This window comes from Rothia mucilaginosa, assembly GCF_019334805.1.
Taxonomy (GTDB): domain Bacteria; phylum Actinomycetota; class Actinomycetes; order Actinomycetales; family Micrococcaceae; genus Rothia; species Rothia mucilaginosa_C.
Genome location: NZ_CP079822.1, coordinates 1,219,383 through 1,234,624 on the forward strand (window position 1 = coordinate 1,219,383; position 15,242 = coordinate 1,234,624).

The window sequence follows — 15,242 nt, forward strand, 5'->3', positions numbered from 1 at the left end:
GTACGAGACGAAAGGGCAGGTGTACGGCGATGAGGAACCGCGCGAGTATCCGACAATGGATAGGAGGCGTTCTGAGCCGTGTGCCTGCCCCTTTTCTTGTCTTTTTGGGAGGCGGTACGGGTGCGCTGTGCCGCGTGTACACTCCCGGCGGCGTGCTGGTGGCGAACCTGCTGGGTTCGTTTACGCTGGGCCTGCTGACGATGGTGTGGAACGCCTACGCGCGCCGTGACGGTGAGGAGCGGATTCATTCGTTCCGTCTGCTTTTTGGTGCTGGCATGATGGGCGGCTATACGACGTATTCGTCGATTGCGGCGGTTTTGGCGCAGACGATTTTTCTGCCGTACACGGTGCATGCTCAATATATGATGCTGGCTGTGGCGGTGCTGCTGGTGGGTGGTTTGGTTGCCGCCGCGGCGGGCATGCTGACGGGTCGTTTTGTGGCGTCCCGCTTGGTGCCCGCCCGTGATGTTGAGGAGGGCCGCTAATGTTTTTCGCTCTGATGGTTTTCCTGTGCGGCGGTTTGGGTGCGATGACCCGTTTCTTCTTGGATAAGGCGATGTCGCCTCGCCTGCGTACGGAGTCGTCGATTATTAGCCCGGTGTTCGTGATTAACCTGGTGGGCTCGTTCCTGTACGGCCTGCTGATTATGCCGGTGTCTAATCCTCGCGCGCTGGGGGTGCACTATAACGCCACGGATCAGGTGGCGTTCTGGTGCACGGTGATTACGACCGGTCTGCTGGGTGGGTTTACGACGTTTTCGACCGCCATGGTGGAGGCGCTGACCGCCCGCTCTGAGGGCAAGATGGTGAAGTTCCTGATGCTGTGGCTGGTGCAGGTTGTGGGCGCGATGGTGGCAGCTCTGGCGGGTGCGCTCTTGTTTGTGTTGCTGTTTGGTCGGTATATTGCGCCGGTGTTCCCGCCGGATGTTCTGTACTGACGGCGCCGGCTGTGGTGGTGTGCGGGCGCATGTACAGCTTTTTCACAGTTTCGCCTAGGGTGAGCCATAGAGCGGTCTTTTACACTGGTGGTGAACGATATGCGGCGGGTATGAACGGTAACCCGCTATATACCACCGGGAATATATGTTAGAACAGGCATATATATAGGTGGGGTTCATATAACTCACTCTCACGACCTAAGGAACACGCGGCATGCAGGAACTGCTCAGTAAACACATGATTGGCACCTTCGCCATCGAGATTGCGGCGCTTACTATCGCGCTCTCCATTATCGGATTTATTGGTATGCGCCTGCGTGCCAAGAAGACCGGTCGAGCGCACAGCATCCGCCAGTACTTGTTGACTGCGTCCTTTGCACTGTTCCTTGCTTCTATTCTTTCTCTGACGCTGACCCCGATTGGCTCTTCCAATAGCGTCACGAACCCCGAGCTGTACTACCCGCGTTTCTATGTGGGCTGGAGCTGGCAGCAGGCATGGGATTTGACTGCCGGTATGGGTCTGCGCCGCTTCGCAACGACCGTGTATGCGCAGCTTTTCTTCAATGTCGCCATGTTCATCCCCTTGGGCTTCTTTACTGCGGGCTGCCTGCGCTGGGGTCTGCGCGCCACGGCGCTGAGTGGCTTCGCGCTGTCGAGCTTCATTGAGTTGAGCCAGCTGACCGGCAACTGGGGTCTGGCGGGCTTCACCTACCGCACCTTTGATGTGGATGACATTGTGAATAATACTGCTGGCGCGGTCCTGGGTGCGGTCTGCATCTGGGTGGTGCGCGCGATTCAGAAGCGCCGCGCGGCTAAGCATGACCGGGCGCTGGCAATGGCTACCGCCGCGGCCTAGTACCCCTCCAAATTAGCAGATGTTTTCATAACATGATTGATATAATTCATGTTATGAAAACGTCTGCTCCTAGCCTCCTTCCCATCTTGCGTAGTGACCTGCAGGGTGAAGTGATGGCATTGCTGTTCTCTCACCCTGAGCAGCAATACACGGTGTCACAGATTGCTGATGCGACACGTGCATCGTTGCCGACTGTTTCCCGAGAGGTGAATCGTCTGGAACAGTCCGGTTTGGTGGCTGTCCAGAATGTTGGTAGGACCCGTATGGTGCAAGCCAAGGTTGATAATCCGGTGGGCCAGGCGATGCGTCAGTTGATTCTGGTAACGTATGGCCCCGTTCCGGTGCTCCGGGATACTTTGCAGGGCGTTTCCAATATTGAGGGTGCTGCTATTTATGGTTCGTGGGCTAGCCGTCGTTCTGGGGTGGCGGGGCACGTGCCGAATGATATTGATGTGCTGGTTGTGGGCTCCCCTTCACGGCAGAAGCTGTATGAGGCTATCGATGATGCTGAGCAGAAGCTTGGCTATGAGGTAAACGTGAAGCGGCTATCTCCTGAGGCTTGGAACTCGCAGGACGGCTTCGTGCAGACTGTGCGGTCGCGTCCTATGGAGGTTCTCTTTGGGCAGCTGGAGGTAAACGATGTCCACGCTGAAGCCTAATGCCCCAACCCCGGGTCCCTGGACTGTAGGCCGGGAACGCATTCTTGAGCTGATTGAATCTGGCGAGCTGGAGCGGGTCGTTGTAAATCGTGAGCATGCTCAAGGCCTGTTGTTGCGTGCTCGCCGGCATCTAAAGACGGCGCATCGTCTGGTAGTTGATGATTCGGAAGGTGCCTATACGCTCCTCTATGATGCTTCGAGACTAGCCATGACTGCCGCCTTGGCGGTGCAGGGTCTGCGTCCAACTACTCGGGGAGGTCATATCGTGGTGGGTGATGCCTTGCGTGCTCAGCGAGGCCCTCATGATGCGGTGGGTAAGCTGTATTCTCGCTTGCGTCGAACTCGCCACGAGGTTGAGTATCCTGGTCTGGATTATGAGCCTATAGCTGTGGAGGAAGCTGAAGAGGCTTTGGAAGATGCAGAGTATATCGTTCAGGAGATGACTCTTTTTATTCCTAAGCTAGGACCTTTCTAGACTGTATTTCTTTTCGGCACCCCTGAATGAACCTCCTTCCGTGAGGTAGACGCAACGAACCCCTCATTTTCATAACCTGACCGATATTGTGCAGGTTATGAAAATGAGGGGTTCGCCGTTTTTAGATGAAACCCTAGACAGGGAAGTTCTCGGGCGGGAAGACTAGTCGTCCTCAATCACCTGGTTGACGACGCGGGTGCTACGGTTGCCCTTCACCTCTTCGGGGAGCAGAATCGGCATGGAGCCGGTCGGCGTGTAGGTTGCCGCGCGTGCCGCCGCGGTAGCGTGGGTATCCTCAAACTCGGGGATAACCTCGGAGCTGGGTGCACGGTACAGGTGGCTATTAGCCCACCACGCGAAGAGCAGAACCGCAATCGCCAGGGCGCTGGAGACGAACAGCCACGGGCTGACCTGACCCTCGTAGTAGAGCTTGAAGAATGCGCCACCCATGAAACCGCCGGCAATCGGGCCGCAGATCGGAACCCACGCGTAGAACCAGCGCGAGGAGCCCTTATCGTGGATGGGCAGCAGGGCGTGCATGAGGCGCGGACCGAAGTCACGGGCGGGGTTCAGAGCGTAGCCGGTCTGACCGCCCAGACCGATCACGAGTACGGTGACCATGAAGCCGAAGGCGAGGGGCTTGAGCACGTCGTTGAGGTTGAGAGAGAGTTCCACACCGCCGCTGATGGACGGCTTGAAGTTCACACCGGTGTACAGTGCCGAGAAGACCAGCATGAACGTGCCGATCATTTCGGAGAGGGCGTTGGTGAAGTAGTTGTGAATAGCGGGGACGGTGCCGAAAACGCCGAGCTTAATCTTCTTGTCGGCGGTTGCCTTCCAGTGGGGCAGGTAGTTGAGGTAGACCAGTCCGGCACCGACCATTGCGCCGAGGACCTGGGCGATGATGTAGCCGGGGACCTTCTCCCAGGGGAATTCGCCGTAGGCTGCCAGTCCGATGGATACGGCGGGGTTTAGGTGGCCGCCGGAGTAGGCGTGGGAGGCGTAGACGCCGAAGGTGACGGCGAAGCCCCAGCCGAAGGCGATGGTGAAGAAGTTGTCGCCGTGGCCTTTGGAGCGGCGGAGTTCGACGTTGGCGATGACGCCGCAGCCGATGGTGCACATGATGAGCGTGCCGAGGAATTCGGCGAGGTAGGGGCTGATGGTGTACACGGGGTGTCCTTCAGGTAGTGAACTGCGGGTGGTGAACCGGGGTTCGACCGGGTGTGCAGTGCCGAGCGTGAGGGAGGTGTGGTTTTGTGTGGGGTTATGCCGCCCGAGTGGCGTGTTTACCCTTTGGCATCTATGGAACCTTGAATACCCCTGGAAGACAATACTTTTGTGTTATTTCACCCTTAGACATAAGCGGTTTTTCGGGTTTTTCGTTTAAAAATAAATGTGGTGGATGAGGGGAAAAACAGGCATAGTCCACACCTTGGACTCATTCCATAAACCCATACTTAAACCCACAGTTCAACCGATCGTTAAATCCATGGCTCAACCAACACTTGAACCCCGCCAACACCACCCGCCATCAGCGCAAAAATGCCCGGGCACCTTCTTGAGGTACCCGGGCATTTTCTGTAATTTTCGTGCGGCTCTTATGAACCGCCGTGGTCTGGGTTCTACGCCGCTACACGGCTGCTATGTGGCTGCTACTTGGCGCTCGCCCAGCCGAGAATCGCCTCGAAGAAGCGCTCGCATTCGCTCAGCTGTTCCAGCTCAATCCACTCGTTCGGCGTGTGCGCCTGCGCGATGTCGCCGGGGCCGCAGATGATGCTCTGCACGCCGGCGCGCTGGAACTGGCCCGCTTCGGTGCCGTAGGTGACCTTCTGCGGTGCGTCGTTGGTGCCGAGCCACTCGTGGGCGAGGCGCACGATGGGTGCGTCGTCTTCGGTACCCAAACCCGGCACGGCGGCGAGCAGTTCATGCTTCACACCCACGCGGGAGGTGAGGCTACCGGGCTCCGCGCCGGTCAGCTTCTCCGCGCGTGCGGCGCGTGCCTGCAGATCGGGCAGAATCACCTCGGAAATCTCGCGGTCAATGCGCTCCACGAAGGACTCGGTAGTCACCTGCGGCAGGGTGCGCACATCGTACTCCACGACCGCCTGCTCGGCGACGATGTTGTACTGCAGGCCGCCGTTTGCCAGGTTCACGCTACCGGTGGAGTGGGGGATGATGAACGACTCGTCGTAGGGACCTTCTTCTTCCCACTGGTCCGCCATATCGGTGAAGAAGGTGATGAACTCGCCAGCGGCAGCAACCGCGTTCACGCCGTGGGTGGCGAGGGAACCGTGCTTGGGCACGCCGGTGAAGGTGACGCGGCCGCGGTGCGCGCCCTTGTGCGCGTCGATGATGCGCATGCTGGAGGGCTCACCCACAATCGCGTAGTCGGGGGCGAGGTCGCGCGCCACGAACTCCTCGATGAGGGAGGGTGCACCGACGCAGCCGATTTCCTCGTCGTAGGAGAACGCGAAGTGCAGGGGAGTGCGCAGCTTCGCCTCGGCAACGCGCGGCAGCAGCCAGAGGGCGACTGCGAGGAAGCCCTTCATATCGCAGACACCGCGGCCGTAGGCGCGGGTACCCTCCACGCGCAGGGTGAACGGGTCGGCGTCCCAGTCCTGACCGGCGACGGGCACGACGTCCGTGTGGCCGGAGAGAATAACACCGCCGCGGGTGGTGCCGTCCGCTGCGGGGACGGTGACCAGCAGGTTGGCGCGGGTGCCGTCCTCGTTGTAGGTGCGCACGCCGCTGTAACCGTAGCGGGCGAACTCGGCTTCGATGAGCTCAATGAGTTCCAGGTTGGAGCTGCCGGAGATGGTGGGAATCGCGATGAGCTTTTCGAGCCAGGGGAGGGAAGCGGGCTGGGTGGTCTGAGCCGTCATAACTATTCCTTCTGCAATGTAATGCTGTGCGCTGTCATGTGCCGCGTGCGCTGTTATGTTCAGGGTACGCCGCGGGGCGGCATTCGTCGCCTCATGGTCGTCGAATACCGCCCCGTGACCCCTGCGCGGGGTTAGATGCTGTAGTTGTTCACGTTGGAGTGGTCGCCCAGCGCGTGGAAGTTGCGCGAGTGGTAGACCAGCGGGGTGCCTTCGCAGTCGTTGCGGATGAACTCTTCAACCTGCGCGGTGAAGACGAGTGCGGGGCCTGCCTCAACGCGGCTGAGCGGGGTTGCGCGCAGTACGCGGCGCACGCCGTGGACGAGGGGCTCACCGGTGTGGACGAATTCCCAGGTGCTGGGGTCCTCAAAGCGGGGGTAGTCGTGGGTTGCGAAGTTCTTCGCGAGGGTGACATTCTCAGCGTCGAGCATGTGCACGAGGAAGGAGGAAGCAGCCGCGATCTTTGCTGCGGAGCCGCTGTTTGCCTTGAGGGAGAAGGCGATGATGGGCGGTTCTGCGGCGACGGAGGTCAGCGAGGAGGCGGTGAAGCCTGCGGGTTCGCCGTTTTCGTCGGTGGCGGTGATGATGGCAACGCCGGCGGGCTGGTGGCCGAAGGCGAGCTTGAACTGCTCGGAGGTGTCGGCGATGGGTGCCTGTGCTGCAATGGTTTCGGTCATGATCGACCCTTTCTTCTGCGGCTGCGTTTGAGGGGTCGTCCAGATGTGTATGCGTTGGGCGACCCTTTGTTAAGGGGAGATATGTTTCAGAGTAAAGCTAATGGGTGCTGAACACCTTATTTATTGCCCTATGTTTCTTAGGTGCACCTTTCATGACGTAGGGCGTGAAATATTACGTCATATTCTTCGTCATATGGGAGCTTCACACAGACAGCCCAACCAGCGCCCTGCAACACATGATTGAGGTGCTATCCCTCTCTCTTCTGGGGGTTTTGCGGGGGTGAAGAGGGCTCTAGGGTATCCTTGCTTGGTACGCGAAAGCGCACCGCGCCCCGTATTTGAGGGGTTTTTCGGTGCGTGAACTGTGGGGAGAAGAGGGTTAATGAGCTGGTTGGCAACTATTCCGCTGCTACTTTTTGCGGTCGTGTTGGCTTTTGGTCCCGGCTATGCGATGGGCTGGGCGTTGCGTGTTCCTGTGCGTCTGCGTGTTTTTTATGCGCCGCTGCTGACTTTTGCCCTGGTGGCTGTCTCTGCGATTGTGCTGGGTAAGACCGGCATTCCGTGGAGCCTGATTTCTTTTGTGCCGGTCGCTGCCGTGATGGTGGCTGTGGCTGCTGGTCTCATGTGGCTGGTGGGCCGCCGCTGGCCTGCCCTGACCTCTGCGGCTTGGCCGGGTAACGATGTTCCGGTGACCTGGCCCGTGATGGGTGCGGTGCTGGGCGGGTTCCTGGTGACGCATATGACCGAGGACATGGTGTATGGTCCGGAGGCGTTCTCGCAGAGCCTGGATAATTCCTTCCATATGAATGCGATTCGCTGGATTCAGGAGCACGGCGATGCCTCCAGCCTGACCCTTGGAGCAGTCGCTGCTGCGAACCAGGAGCCGACGTTTTACCCGGCGGGTTGGCACGATTTTGTGTCCCTGATTTATAGCACCACGGGTACGAGTATTGCGACCGCCACCATTGTGACCGTGCTACTGGCTTCCGGCATTTTGTGGCCCTGCTCGCTGGTGGCGCTGAGCCTGAGCATCCCGAAGCTGCGCCGCCTGCAGGCCCTAGCTATTCCGGCGATGATTTGCGGTTTTGCGGCTTTCCCGGGCCTGCTACTGCGCTGGGGTGTGCTTTTCCCGAACCTGCTGGGCTATGCCCTGCTACCTTCATTTGTGGCACTCATGGTGTACCTGGTACAGGTGATGGTACGCCGCGAGTATTCGGCATCCCTATCGCTGGGTTTAGCCTCCCTGGTGGGTCTTGCGGGTCTGGCGCTGGTGCATCCGAATGCGGTGGTTTCTGCCGCAGCCTTTGCTGTACCCCTGCTACTGGCTGGTGTGGCGCAGGTCCTGCGTTCGCATGAGTTGATTGCTCGACAGAAATGGGTGGGTTCCATCCTGCTACTGGCTTTCCTGGCTGGTTGTGTAGGGGCCTGGCGTGTATTACGTCCCGCTGAGTTTGCAAGTAATACTTGGTCGCCGATTCTGACCGAGGGTGAGGCCCTCTATCAGTTCCTCTTCCTGGGCCTGGAGAATGGTAATCAGCTGGGTGATAAGTTTAATCCCTCCTACTTGGCGGGTTTCCTGGTTCTGTGGGGTGTGGGGTACCTGCTGTACAAGCGCCGTAACCTGTGGCTGATTGCCAGCTGGGGGCTGATTGGTTACCTGTGGATTGTATCCGCCTCGGTGCCGCGCGGTGAGTTCCGCCTGCTGATGGTGGGCCCCTGGTACACCGACCACTTCCGCCTGGCGGCTCTGGTGGTATTCCCCTCAGTGATCCTAGCTGGTATCGGCTTGGGTGGCTTCGTAGAAGGTCTGCTTACCTGGGTTGCGCGCCGAGCACCACGCCCGGCACGCTTGAAGGTTGCGACCATCGGCATGGGTGTCGCGATGATCCTGGTACTGGTAGTTGCTGGTCTTTCTTCGCGTGTTCCTTCGGTGCAGGAGACGACCCAGGCGGTCTCTCGTGAATACCGCCTGACCCCGACCTCGGTGGTGTTGAATCAGGACGAGATGAACGTCATTAATGAAATCCCGAAGATCGTACCGAAGGACGATGTGATCGTGAATAACCCCTGGGACGGTAGCGCCTATATTTACGCGCTGGCGGATCGTCACCTGACGGGATACCACTTCGAGTTTGAGACCTCACCCAAGTACTCGGCGATTATGCACAACCTCAAGGACGCTCGTACAAACCCGGAGGTGTGCCGCGAAGTGAACGAGTACAAGGCCCACTGGTACGTTCACCTGGAGAACCAGCTGAACTTCGGCCCGGACGCCCAGAAAAACTACGACGGCCTCGTGGCTGCTATCGATACGGATGTTCTGACTCCGGTGTACTCCTCGGGTCCGATGACTCTGTACCGTATTAGCGCGTGCGATAACTAATGCGATAACTAAACGGTGCCTCAGCGCTCCTACGGGGGTGCACGCATCTGCAGAAATTCGTGCAGTGGTCTGCATTCTGGCGCTAAATCTGAGATACTGCGGAACCACTGATATGATGAAAGTCGGTATGTCTACTAGGGCATGCCGGCTTTCACACGCACGGTAAGACACATTCGTTAGGAGGGGTAGCTGCCCTATGGGTTCTCCCACATCGCCTCTTACCCCCCACACGTATCCTCGTACGCTGGTGATTATGCCCGCCTGGAACGAGGAAGAAGCACTGCCCGGCACTATTACTGAGCTGCAGGAGACGGTGCCCTTCGTGGACCTGGTGGTGGTCAATGACGGCTCCACCGACAACACCTCCGCTGTGGCTCGTGAGGCGGGTGCTTTTGTGATTGACCTGCCCTACAACATGGGCGTGGGTGCCGCCATGCGCACCGGCTACAAGTACGCGCAGCGCATGGGTTACGACTACGCCATGCAGGTGGATTCGGATGGTCAGCACCACCCCGAAAGTATCCCCACGCTGATTGAGGCAATCAAGGACTACGATATTGTAATTGGTTCCCGCTTTGCGGAGGGGGCTGCCGACTATGAGGTGTCAGGTCCACGCAAGTGGGCGATGGGCCTGCTATCGTTCCTGTTCACCCGCTCGGCGGGCACCCCGTTCACGGACGTGACCAGCGGCTTTAAGATTGCTAACCGCCGCGGCATCGACTTCTACTGCCGCAACCTGCCCGCCGAATATTTGGGCGACACAATCGACATCACCGCCATGGCTATTAACAATGGCTTGAAGGTGCGTCAGGTGCCGGTGAATATGCGTGAACGTCAGGGAGGTACCCCCTCCTCCGGTCCGCTGAAGTCTGCTGTCTATCTGGTTCGTTCACTGTTTGCCTACGGCATTTCGGTGAGCCGCCGCCCCGAGGAGAAGTAATCATGAGCGCGAGTGTTTTTTTCCTCATTCTGTCCGTACTGGTGTGTGCCTTTGTGATTGTGCAGGTGCGTCACCAGCGCATGAAGGAGCGGTACGCCGCCCTGTGGCTGATTATCGGCGCGGTCATTATCGTGCTGGGCGCTTTCCCGAGTCTGCTAAACGGTGTGGCGGACTTTGTGGGTGTTGCCCTGCCGGTGAACCTGTTGTTCCTGCTGTCGATTCTTTTGCTCATGGGCGTCAGTATTCACCTGACCCTGGAGCTGTCGCGCCTGTCGGAGAAGACCCGTATCCTGGCTGAGGAAGTCGCCATTTTGAAGGCGCTTCAGGAGCAGCCGGAGGGTGCATCTGGCTTAGGCCGTAAATCCTCTGCACGGGGCGAGCAGTAGGAACCATAATTTTCTTTTAGTATTTTTTACCCCTTTGACCTGGAGTAATACCTTATGACCGTTGATATTCTGTTCCCCTACTACGGCGACGTCGCCATGATGAAGCAGGCTGTACTGTCTGTGGTCGGTCAGACCAACCCGGACTGGCGCCTGATTGTTGTCGATGATGGCTACCCGGACGACTCGATTCCTGGCTGGTTCGAGTCGCTGAAGGACGAGCGCATCACCTACATGCGTAATGAAACCAACCTGGGTGCGAACGCGAACTACCGCAAGTGCCTGACCTTCGTGGAGAACGAACTGGTCACCGTCATGGGTGCTGACGACGTCATGCTCCCCAACTACGTGCAGTGGCTCGTGGATGCAGCGGCTAAGCACCCCGAGGCGTCCATTTTCCAGCCCGGCGTGGTCGTGATTGATGAGAACAACGGCCTGTCGAACACTCTGGTGGAGCAGACTAAGGCGTTCTACCGTCCCAAGGGTGAGGCTGTTCTGCAGGGTGAGGAGCTGGCTACCTCCCTGCTGCGCGGCGCGTGGTTCTACTTCCCGTCCCTGGGTTGGCGTAAAGACGCTATCGTGGGCACCGGCTTCCGTGAGGGCCTGAACGTTATCCAGGACATGGCGCTGATTCTCGACATTACGATGCGCGGCGGCTCCCTGTACTACGACCCGCAGATTGCGTTCATGTACCGCCGTCACGGTGGTTCTGACTCGTCTTGGCGCGCCCTTGAGGGTACCCGCTTTGAGGAGGAGCGCCGCTACTACAACACCATGGTTGAAGAGATGACTGCCCTGGGTTGGACGAAGGCTGCCCGCGTGGCTCGTATTCGCTTCTCTTCGCGTGCTCACGCGCTGACTCTGCTACCGAAGGCGGCTCTGGCGAAGAAGTGGCAGGGTGTTAAGAACCTTGCCGAGCACGTCGTAAAGTAAAGACTTCAATTCTATAGGTGCGACCAGTAGAGAACGGAGATAGCGTGGAATCATCGGCAGAGTCCCAGCCGAAGAAAATGACTCGTGGTCATTCGATGGCAATTTTGGGATCGTCCGGTTTAGCTGCACTATCTTCTCTAGGAATTACCGTTGTGGTGAAACGGTTTCTGGAGGGCGAAAGCCTGACGGAGTTCCTTCTCTTCTGGTCGCTTCTTTTTGCCCTCTACGGTGTGGTGGTAGGTATCCAGCAGGAAGCTACCCGCGCTGTGGGTACTGCACGCCGCGACGGTAAAACTGGTGCACGTATTGCACCCGTGGGTGCTCTAGTGGGTCTTATTGTGGGCGGGTTGACCTTAGTGACGAGCCCTCTGTGGGCTCCTGCCCAGATTCCTTTGAGCGGGTTTAGCGGTGTGCTGCTCCTGAGTGTTGGTGTGGCCCTCTACGCCATGCACATGACTCTCTACGGTGCGTCTGCTGGCCAGGAAAGCTGGTACCTCTTCGCGAGTGTGTCGGGGTTCGACGCTATTTGGCGTATCGTAGCTATCTGCGCGGTCGGTCTGGTCTCTGCACATCTAATCGGTCTTGAAGCCGCAACGGTTTCTCCGGTACTTCTGTGGCTGCTGATGGTGCTTCTGCTTCCAGAAGCTCGGCGAGTTTTTAGCTCTCGTGCGGATGTTTCCTCGGGCCGTCTGCTGTATAACTACACGCTGTCGATGGGGTCGTCGACTGCTAACGCGGTTCTTATGATGGGCTTGCCGCTTCTGCTGAACGTTAGCATCGATTCAAACGACCCGCTACAGCAGGTTATTTTGGCGGTTCTGATTCTGGCGATTTCGATTACGCGCTCGCCGATTATGATTCCTTTGCAGGCTTTTCAGGGCGTGGCGGTGTCTGCTTTCTTGAAGCAACAGAACCATCCGTTGCGTGCTTTTGCGAAGCCTGCTGGTGCGCTGTTGGGCGTGGGTCTTGTGGGCGCTGCGGCGGCTTATGTGCTTGGCCCGTGGCTGTTTGGTCTGCTTTACCCGCCGAAGCCTTCAGAGGTTGGAGCGTACGCCCATGTGGTGACTTCTCCGGTGCTTGCGCTTTTGGTGTTTGCTTCTGCTTTCCTGGCGCTTCTGGTGTTGTCGGGGTCGCTGGTGATTGCGTTGAATATGCACCGGTCGTATGTGGCTGGTTGGGTGCTGGCGGCTGTAGTTGCTTGTGTGGTGGCTGTGTCGCCGTTGCCTCTTCTGACTCGCACTCTTCTTGCCCTGTATGTGGGGCCGATTCTTGGCCTGCTAGTACATTTGGGTGCGATGGTGTGGCAGGCGCGTTCTGTGTCGAATAGCGGCAATGCTGAGCTGGAGAATATTTAATAAATAAATGATGAGGGGTTGAGCAAACGAGTAGTTATGCTCAACCCCTCATTTTTTATTGCTCATGAACTGACGGGGGCTGGAGGTGTCCACCCGCTATTACTACTTCAAACCCTGGGAACTTAGGTAACCCTATGGAAAACAGGCGGGGTGCTCCCTACACTGGAAGGACACAATGACAAACCGCACGGGCCGCCCACACCGCGGCCCCGCCCCTCCCAACGGGTATAGTACCGAAGGAGCCACCCATGAGCCGACGCACCGACGCGCCCGCCCGATCACCACGACGAGCCGCCCTCGCCAGCTGGATAGGCTCCGCCCTCGAATACTACGACTTCGCCGTCTACGGCACCGCCGCGGCAATCGTGCTCAACCGCATCTTCTTCCCTGAAGACACCGCCGCCATTGGCATCCTCAAGTCCATGGTGGTTGTGGGCGTCGCCTACGTTGTGCGTCCCTTCGGCGCCATGATCGTTGGACCCCTCGGTGACCGCTACGGCCGCCGATTCGTCCTGATGCTCACGCTCTTCCTGATGGGCTTTGCCACCTTCGCAATCGGTTGCCTGCCGACCTACAGTGAGGCGGGTATCCTCGCCCCCACCCTGCTGGTCATCTGCCGCATGATTCAGGGCCTCTCCGCCGCCGGTGAGCAGGCAAGCTCCATCTCCATCTCCTTGGAGCACGCCAACGCGCATCAGCGCGCCTTCACGACCAGCTGGACCCTGCAAGGCACCCAGTTCGGCTCGCTACTGGCAACCGCAGTGTTCATTCCCTTCGCCGCCCTGCCGGATGAGCACCTGCTCAGCTGGGGCTGGCGCGTACCCTTCTGGCTCTCCGCCTTTGTGGTGGTGACCGCCTGGCTGATTCGCCGCACCCTCTCCGAGCCGCCCGCCTACCTGCAGCGCGAAAAGCTCACCGGATCCCCGCTCATGCTGGTCTTCAAGCACCACAAGCGCGCCGTGCTCACCATCGCCGTGTGCGCCATGGTCAACACTGTGAACATGGTCTTCACGACCTTCGCGCTGTCTTTCGCCACCAAGGGTTACGGTCTTGACCGTAGCACGATGCTGCTGGTGCCGGTCGCCTCCAACACCCTCGGTCTGATTGCGATTCCGCTCGCCGCCATGCTTGCCGACCGGATCGGTCGTAAGCCCGTGTTCATTACCGGTGCGGTTGCTTCGTCCCTGGTGATGTTCCCGTACCTCGGGGCGATTGCCGAGGGTAACTGGGTGGGTATCTTTGCCTACGGCGTGCTCATGCACGGTGCGCTGTACTCCATGGCGAACGGCGTGTGGCCTGCCTTCTACGCGGAGATGTTCCCGACCCGCGTGCGCGTGACCGGTCTGGCGCTGGGTACCCAGATTGGCTTCGCAATTTCTGGAGGCGTGGCGCCCGCCGTGGCGACGAGCCTCGCCGGTGCCGACCTGCATAACGCGGTGCTGCCCGCCGTGTTCACGGTCGCCATGTGTGTGCTCGTGGCGTTGGGTGCGCTGACGGCTCGTGAAGGGTACAAGAAGTCCCTGGCTGAGCTGGATGCATAACCCGAACAATATATTCTGTATATAGAATAAATACAGGTGGGGTTGGATAGATATCTATCCAACCCCACCTGTGTTTAACTTTCTAATCTCCCTGCTGAGCCGCAATCAGCGCCTCAAAATGCGCCGCCATACGCTCAGCATTCGGTTCCAGCCCGGTGAAGAGACGGAACGCATCCACCGCTTGACCCACCGCCATATAGCCGCCCGTCAGCACCTCGCACCCGGCGGCACGCGCCGCGCGCACCAGCTGCGTCTGTTGCGGCAGGTAGATGACATCCGCAACCCACAGGCCCTCGCGCAGCACCCCGGCATCCAGTGCCGAATCGCTCAACGGCATACCCGGATGCACGTGCATACCCACCGGGGTCGCATTCACCAAACCCTGAGCTTCCAGTAGAGCTTCAATGAGGCGCTCATCCTCGGTTAGTACCTCGATTCGGGTCTGGGGGAAGAGCCCACCCAGCTGCTCCGCAAGCCCCTGCGCCTTCGCTGCGTCACGCTCAAAGAGACTCAGGCGGCGCACCCCCAGGCGGCACAGTGCGTACGCCGTGGCGCTACCGGCACCGCCAGCACCCAGCTGCACCACGTGCTCCAGGCGCGCCGGATCCTCCGCCACCTTCGGCAGGCCGCGCTTCAACCCCGCAATGAACCCGGAGTAGTCCGTGTTATCGCCGTAGAAGCTGCCGTCCTCACCAATCACTACGCAATTGACTGCACCCAGGGCGCGTGCCGCATCCGAAAGCTCGTGCAGGTGCTCCATGACCGACTGCTTGCACGGGTGCGTGATGTTGAAAGCGTTAAAGCCGAGCAGTGCCGCCGCATCCAGAAGCGCCGGGGCGGAGGCGCCATCCAGGTTCAGGGCGTCCAGGTCGACGGGGCGGTACAGGTAGCGCACCCCGTGCGCGTCCGCTTCCGCCTCATGCATGGGAGGGGTCAGGGAGGAGGTGATGCCGTCACCAATGAGACCCACCAGGAAAGATTCAGTACGCAAACTCATAGTTTCACTGTACGTGTCCATCCCTCAAGATGCACCTACTTTCTTGAACCCGTACCAAATGCGCGCTGGAGTTGGGAAGAAGATAAAAATAATTTCTACGCCCACAAGAGCGATATGTCTGACAGAAACACCTCAAAGGTATAAGCTTGGTATAAGTGCTCGCGCGCCACGGCGCGCACATGAGACCACACAGACACCGTCACAGTGAAGTGATACCGATATTCGGA

Annotated in this window: 15 protein-coding genes; 11 read left to right on the forward strand and 4 right to left on the reverse strand. The window is 59.0% G+C overall.

The annotated features are described in order from the left end of the window. Positions 1-80: 80 nt before the first annotated feature. From LPB405_RS04780 to LPB405_RS04800, 5 genes are all read left to right on the forward strand, one after another. Positions 81-485, forward strand: a complete 405-nt coding sequence (locus LPB405_RS04780; RefSeq protein WP_239662311.1) for a fluoride efflux transporter FluC — start codon at positions 81-83, stop codon at positions 483-485. Then, the gene (locus LPB405_RS04785; RefSeq protein ID WP_005504159.1) at positions 485-937 is read left to right on the forward strand and encodes a fluoride efflux transporter FluC; all 453 of its coding nucleotides are present in this window, start codon (positions 485-487) and stop codon (positions 935-937) included. The genes LPB405_RS04780 and LPB405_RS04785 overlap by 1 nt, the downstream gene beginning before the upstream one ends. A 214-nt stretch (positions 938-1,151) precedes the next feature. After that, positions 1,152-1,793: a VanZ family protein gene (locus LPB405_RS04790; protein ID WP_070643755.1), complete on the forward strand. Its 642-nt coding sequence runs from the start codon at positions 1,152-1,154 to the stop codon at positions 1,791-1,793. Between the two features lie 113 nt (positions 1,794-1,906). Beyond that, positions 1,907-2,452, forward strand: a complete 546-nt coding sequence (locus tag LPB405_RS04795) for an ArsR family transcriptional regulator (protein WP_049352282.1) — start codon at positions 1,907-1,909, stop codon at positions 2,450-2,452. After that, complete coding sequence (locus tag LPB405_RS04800; protein ID WP_005504176.1) at positions 2,433-2,927, forward strand: HEPN domain-containing protein; 495 nt, start codon at positions 2,433-2,435, stop codon at positions 2,925-2,927. Before LPB405_RS04795 ends, LPB405_RS04800 begins: the two co-directional genes overlap by 20 nt. Before the next feature lie 162 nt (positions 2,928-3,089). Here the strand turns inward: LPB405_RS04800 and LPB405_RS04805 are convergent, their stop codons facing one another. The 3 genes from LPB405_RS04805 to LPB405_RS04815 form a co-directional block, all read right to left on the reverse strand. Continuing rightward, complete coding sequence (locus LPB405_RS04805) at positions 3,090-4,097, reverse strand: MIP/aquaporin family protein (RefSeq protein ID WP_070643752.1); 1,008 nt, start codon at positions 4,095-4,097, stop codon at positions 3,090-3,092. Between the two features lie 482 nt (positions 4,098-4,579). After that, positions 4,580-5,809 (reverse strand): acetylornithine deacetylase, encoded by a 1,230-nt coding sequence (argE, locus tag LPB405_RS04810; RefSeq protein ID WP_070643748.1) that lies wholly within the window; start codon positions 5,807-5,809, stop codon positions 4,580-4,582. Positions 5,810-5,940: 131 nt separating this feature from the next. Beyond that, positions 5,941-6,483 (reverse strand): flavin reductase family protein, encoded by a 543-nt coding sequence (locus LPB405_RS04815; protein ID WP_049340082.1) that lies wholly within the window; start codon positions 6,481-6,483, stop codon positions 5,941-5,943. A gap of 382 nt (positions 6,484-6,865) precedes the next feature. Here LPB405_RS04815 and LPB405_RS04820 point away from each other — a divergent pair, with 382 nt between their 5' ends. From LPB405_RS04820 to LPB405_RS04845, 6 genes are all read left to right on the forward strand, one after another. Next, on the forward strand, positions 6,866-8,866 hold the full coding sequence (locus LPB405_RS04820) for a DUF6541 family protein (RefSeq protein ID WP_049345958.1): 2,001 nt from the start codon (positions 6,866-6,868) through the stop codon (positions 8,864-8,866). Positions 8,867-9,062: 196 nt separating this feature from the next. Beyond that, a complete protein-coding gene (locus LPB405_RS04825; protein ID WP_049345957.1) occupies positions 9,063-9,806 on the forward strand; it encodes a glycosyltransferase family 2 protein in 744 nt (247 codons plus the stop codon). Between the two features lie 2 nt (positions 9,807-9,808). Next, positions 9,809-10,192: a DUF2304 domain-containing protein gene (locus LPB405_RS04830; RefSeq protein ID WP_049345954.1), complete on the forward strand. Its 384-nt coding sequence runs from the start codon at positions 9,809-9,811 to the stop codon at positions 10,190-10,192. A gap of 54 nt (positions 10,193-10,246) precedes the next feature. Beyond that, a complete protein-coding gene (locus LPB405_RS04835) occupies positions 10,247-11,122 on the forward strand; it encodes a glycosyltransferase family 2 protein (RefSeq protein ID WP_049352287.1) in 876 nt (291 codons plus the stop codon). 152 nt (positions 11,123-11,274) lie between these two features. After that, positions 11,275-12,477, forward strand: a complete 1,203-nt coding sequence (locus LPB405_RS04840) for a hypothetical protein (protein ID WP_257604846.1) — start codon at positions 11,275-11,277, stop codon at positions 12,475-12,477. Between the two features lie 248 nt (positions 12,478-12,725). Further along, the gene (locus LPB405_RS04845; RefSeq protein WP_219100338.1) at positions 12,726-14,018 is read left to right on the forward strand and encodes an MFS transporter; all 1,293 of its coding nucleotides are present in this window, start codon (positions 12,726-12,728) and stop codon (positions 14,016-14,018) included. Positions 14,019-14,100: 82 nt separating this feature from the next. Here LPB405_RS04845 and LPB405_RS04850 read toward each other — a convergent pair whose 3' ends face one another. Then, entirely contained in the window at positions 14,101-15,015 is a 915-nt protein-coding gene (locus tag LPB405_RS04850) for a shikimate dehydrogenase (protein ID WP_219100340.1), read from the reverse strand. Positions 15,016-15,242: the final 227 nt, after the last annotated feature.

Bases quoted from the DNA above. Each gene is read 5' to 3' on its own strand.
- LPB405_RS04785 (WP_005504159.1), top strand. From the start codon at position 485: ATGTTTTTCGCTCTGATGGTTTTCCTGTGCGGCGGTTTGGGTGCGATG.
- LPB405_RS04790 (WP_070643755.1), top strand. From the start codon at position 1,152: ATGCAGGAACTGCTCAGTAAACACATGATTGGCACCTTCGCCATCGAG.
- LPB405_RS04795 (WP_049352282.1), top strand. From the start codon at position 1,907: ATGGCATTGCTGTTCTCTCACCCTGAGCAGCAATACACGGTGTCACAG.
- LPB405_RS04800 (WP_005504176.1), top strand. From the start codon at position 2,433: ATGTCCACGCTGAAGCCTAATGCCCCAACCCCGGGTCCCTGGACTGTA.
- argE (WP_070643748.1), bottom strand. From the start codon at position 5,809: ATGACGGCTCAGACCACCCAGCCCGCTTCCCTCCCCTGGCTCGAAAAG.
- LPB405_RS04815 (WP_049340082.1), bottom strand. From the start codon at position 6,483: ATGACCGAAACCATTGCAGCACAGGCACCCATCGCCGACACCTCCGAG.
- LPB405_RS04820 (WP_049345958.1), top strand. From the start codon at position 6,866: ATGAGCTGGTTGGCAACTATTCCGCTGCTACTTTTTGCGGTCGTGTTG.
- LPB405_RS04825 (WP_049345957.1), top strand. From the start codon at position 9,063: ATGGGTTCTCCCACATCGCCTCTTACCCCCCACACGTATCCTCGTACG.
- LPB405_RS04830 (WP_049345954.1), top strand. From the start codon at position 9,809: ATGAGCGCGAGTGTTTTTTTCCTCATTCTGTCCGTACTGGTGTGTGCC.
- LPB405_RS04835 (WP_049352287.1), top strand. From the start codon at position 10,247: ATGACCGTTGATATTCTGTTCCCCTACTACGGCGACGTCGCCATGATG.
- LPB405_RS04845 (WP_219100338.1), top strand. From the start codon at position 12,726: ATGAGCCGACGCACCGACGCGCCCGCCCGATCACCACGACGAGCCGCC.
- LPB405_RS04850 (WP_219100340.1), bottom strand. From the start codon at position 15,015: ATGAGTTTGCGTACTGAATCTTTCCTGGTGGGTCTCATTGGTGACGGC.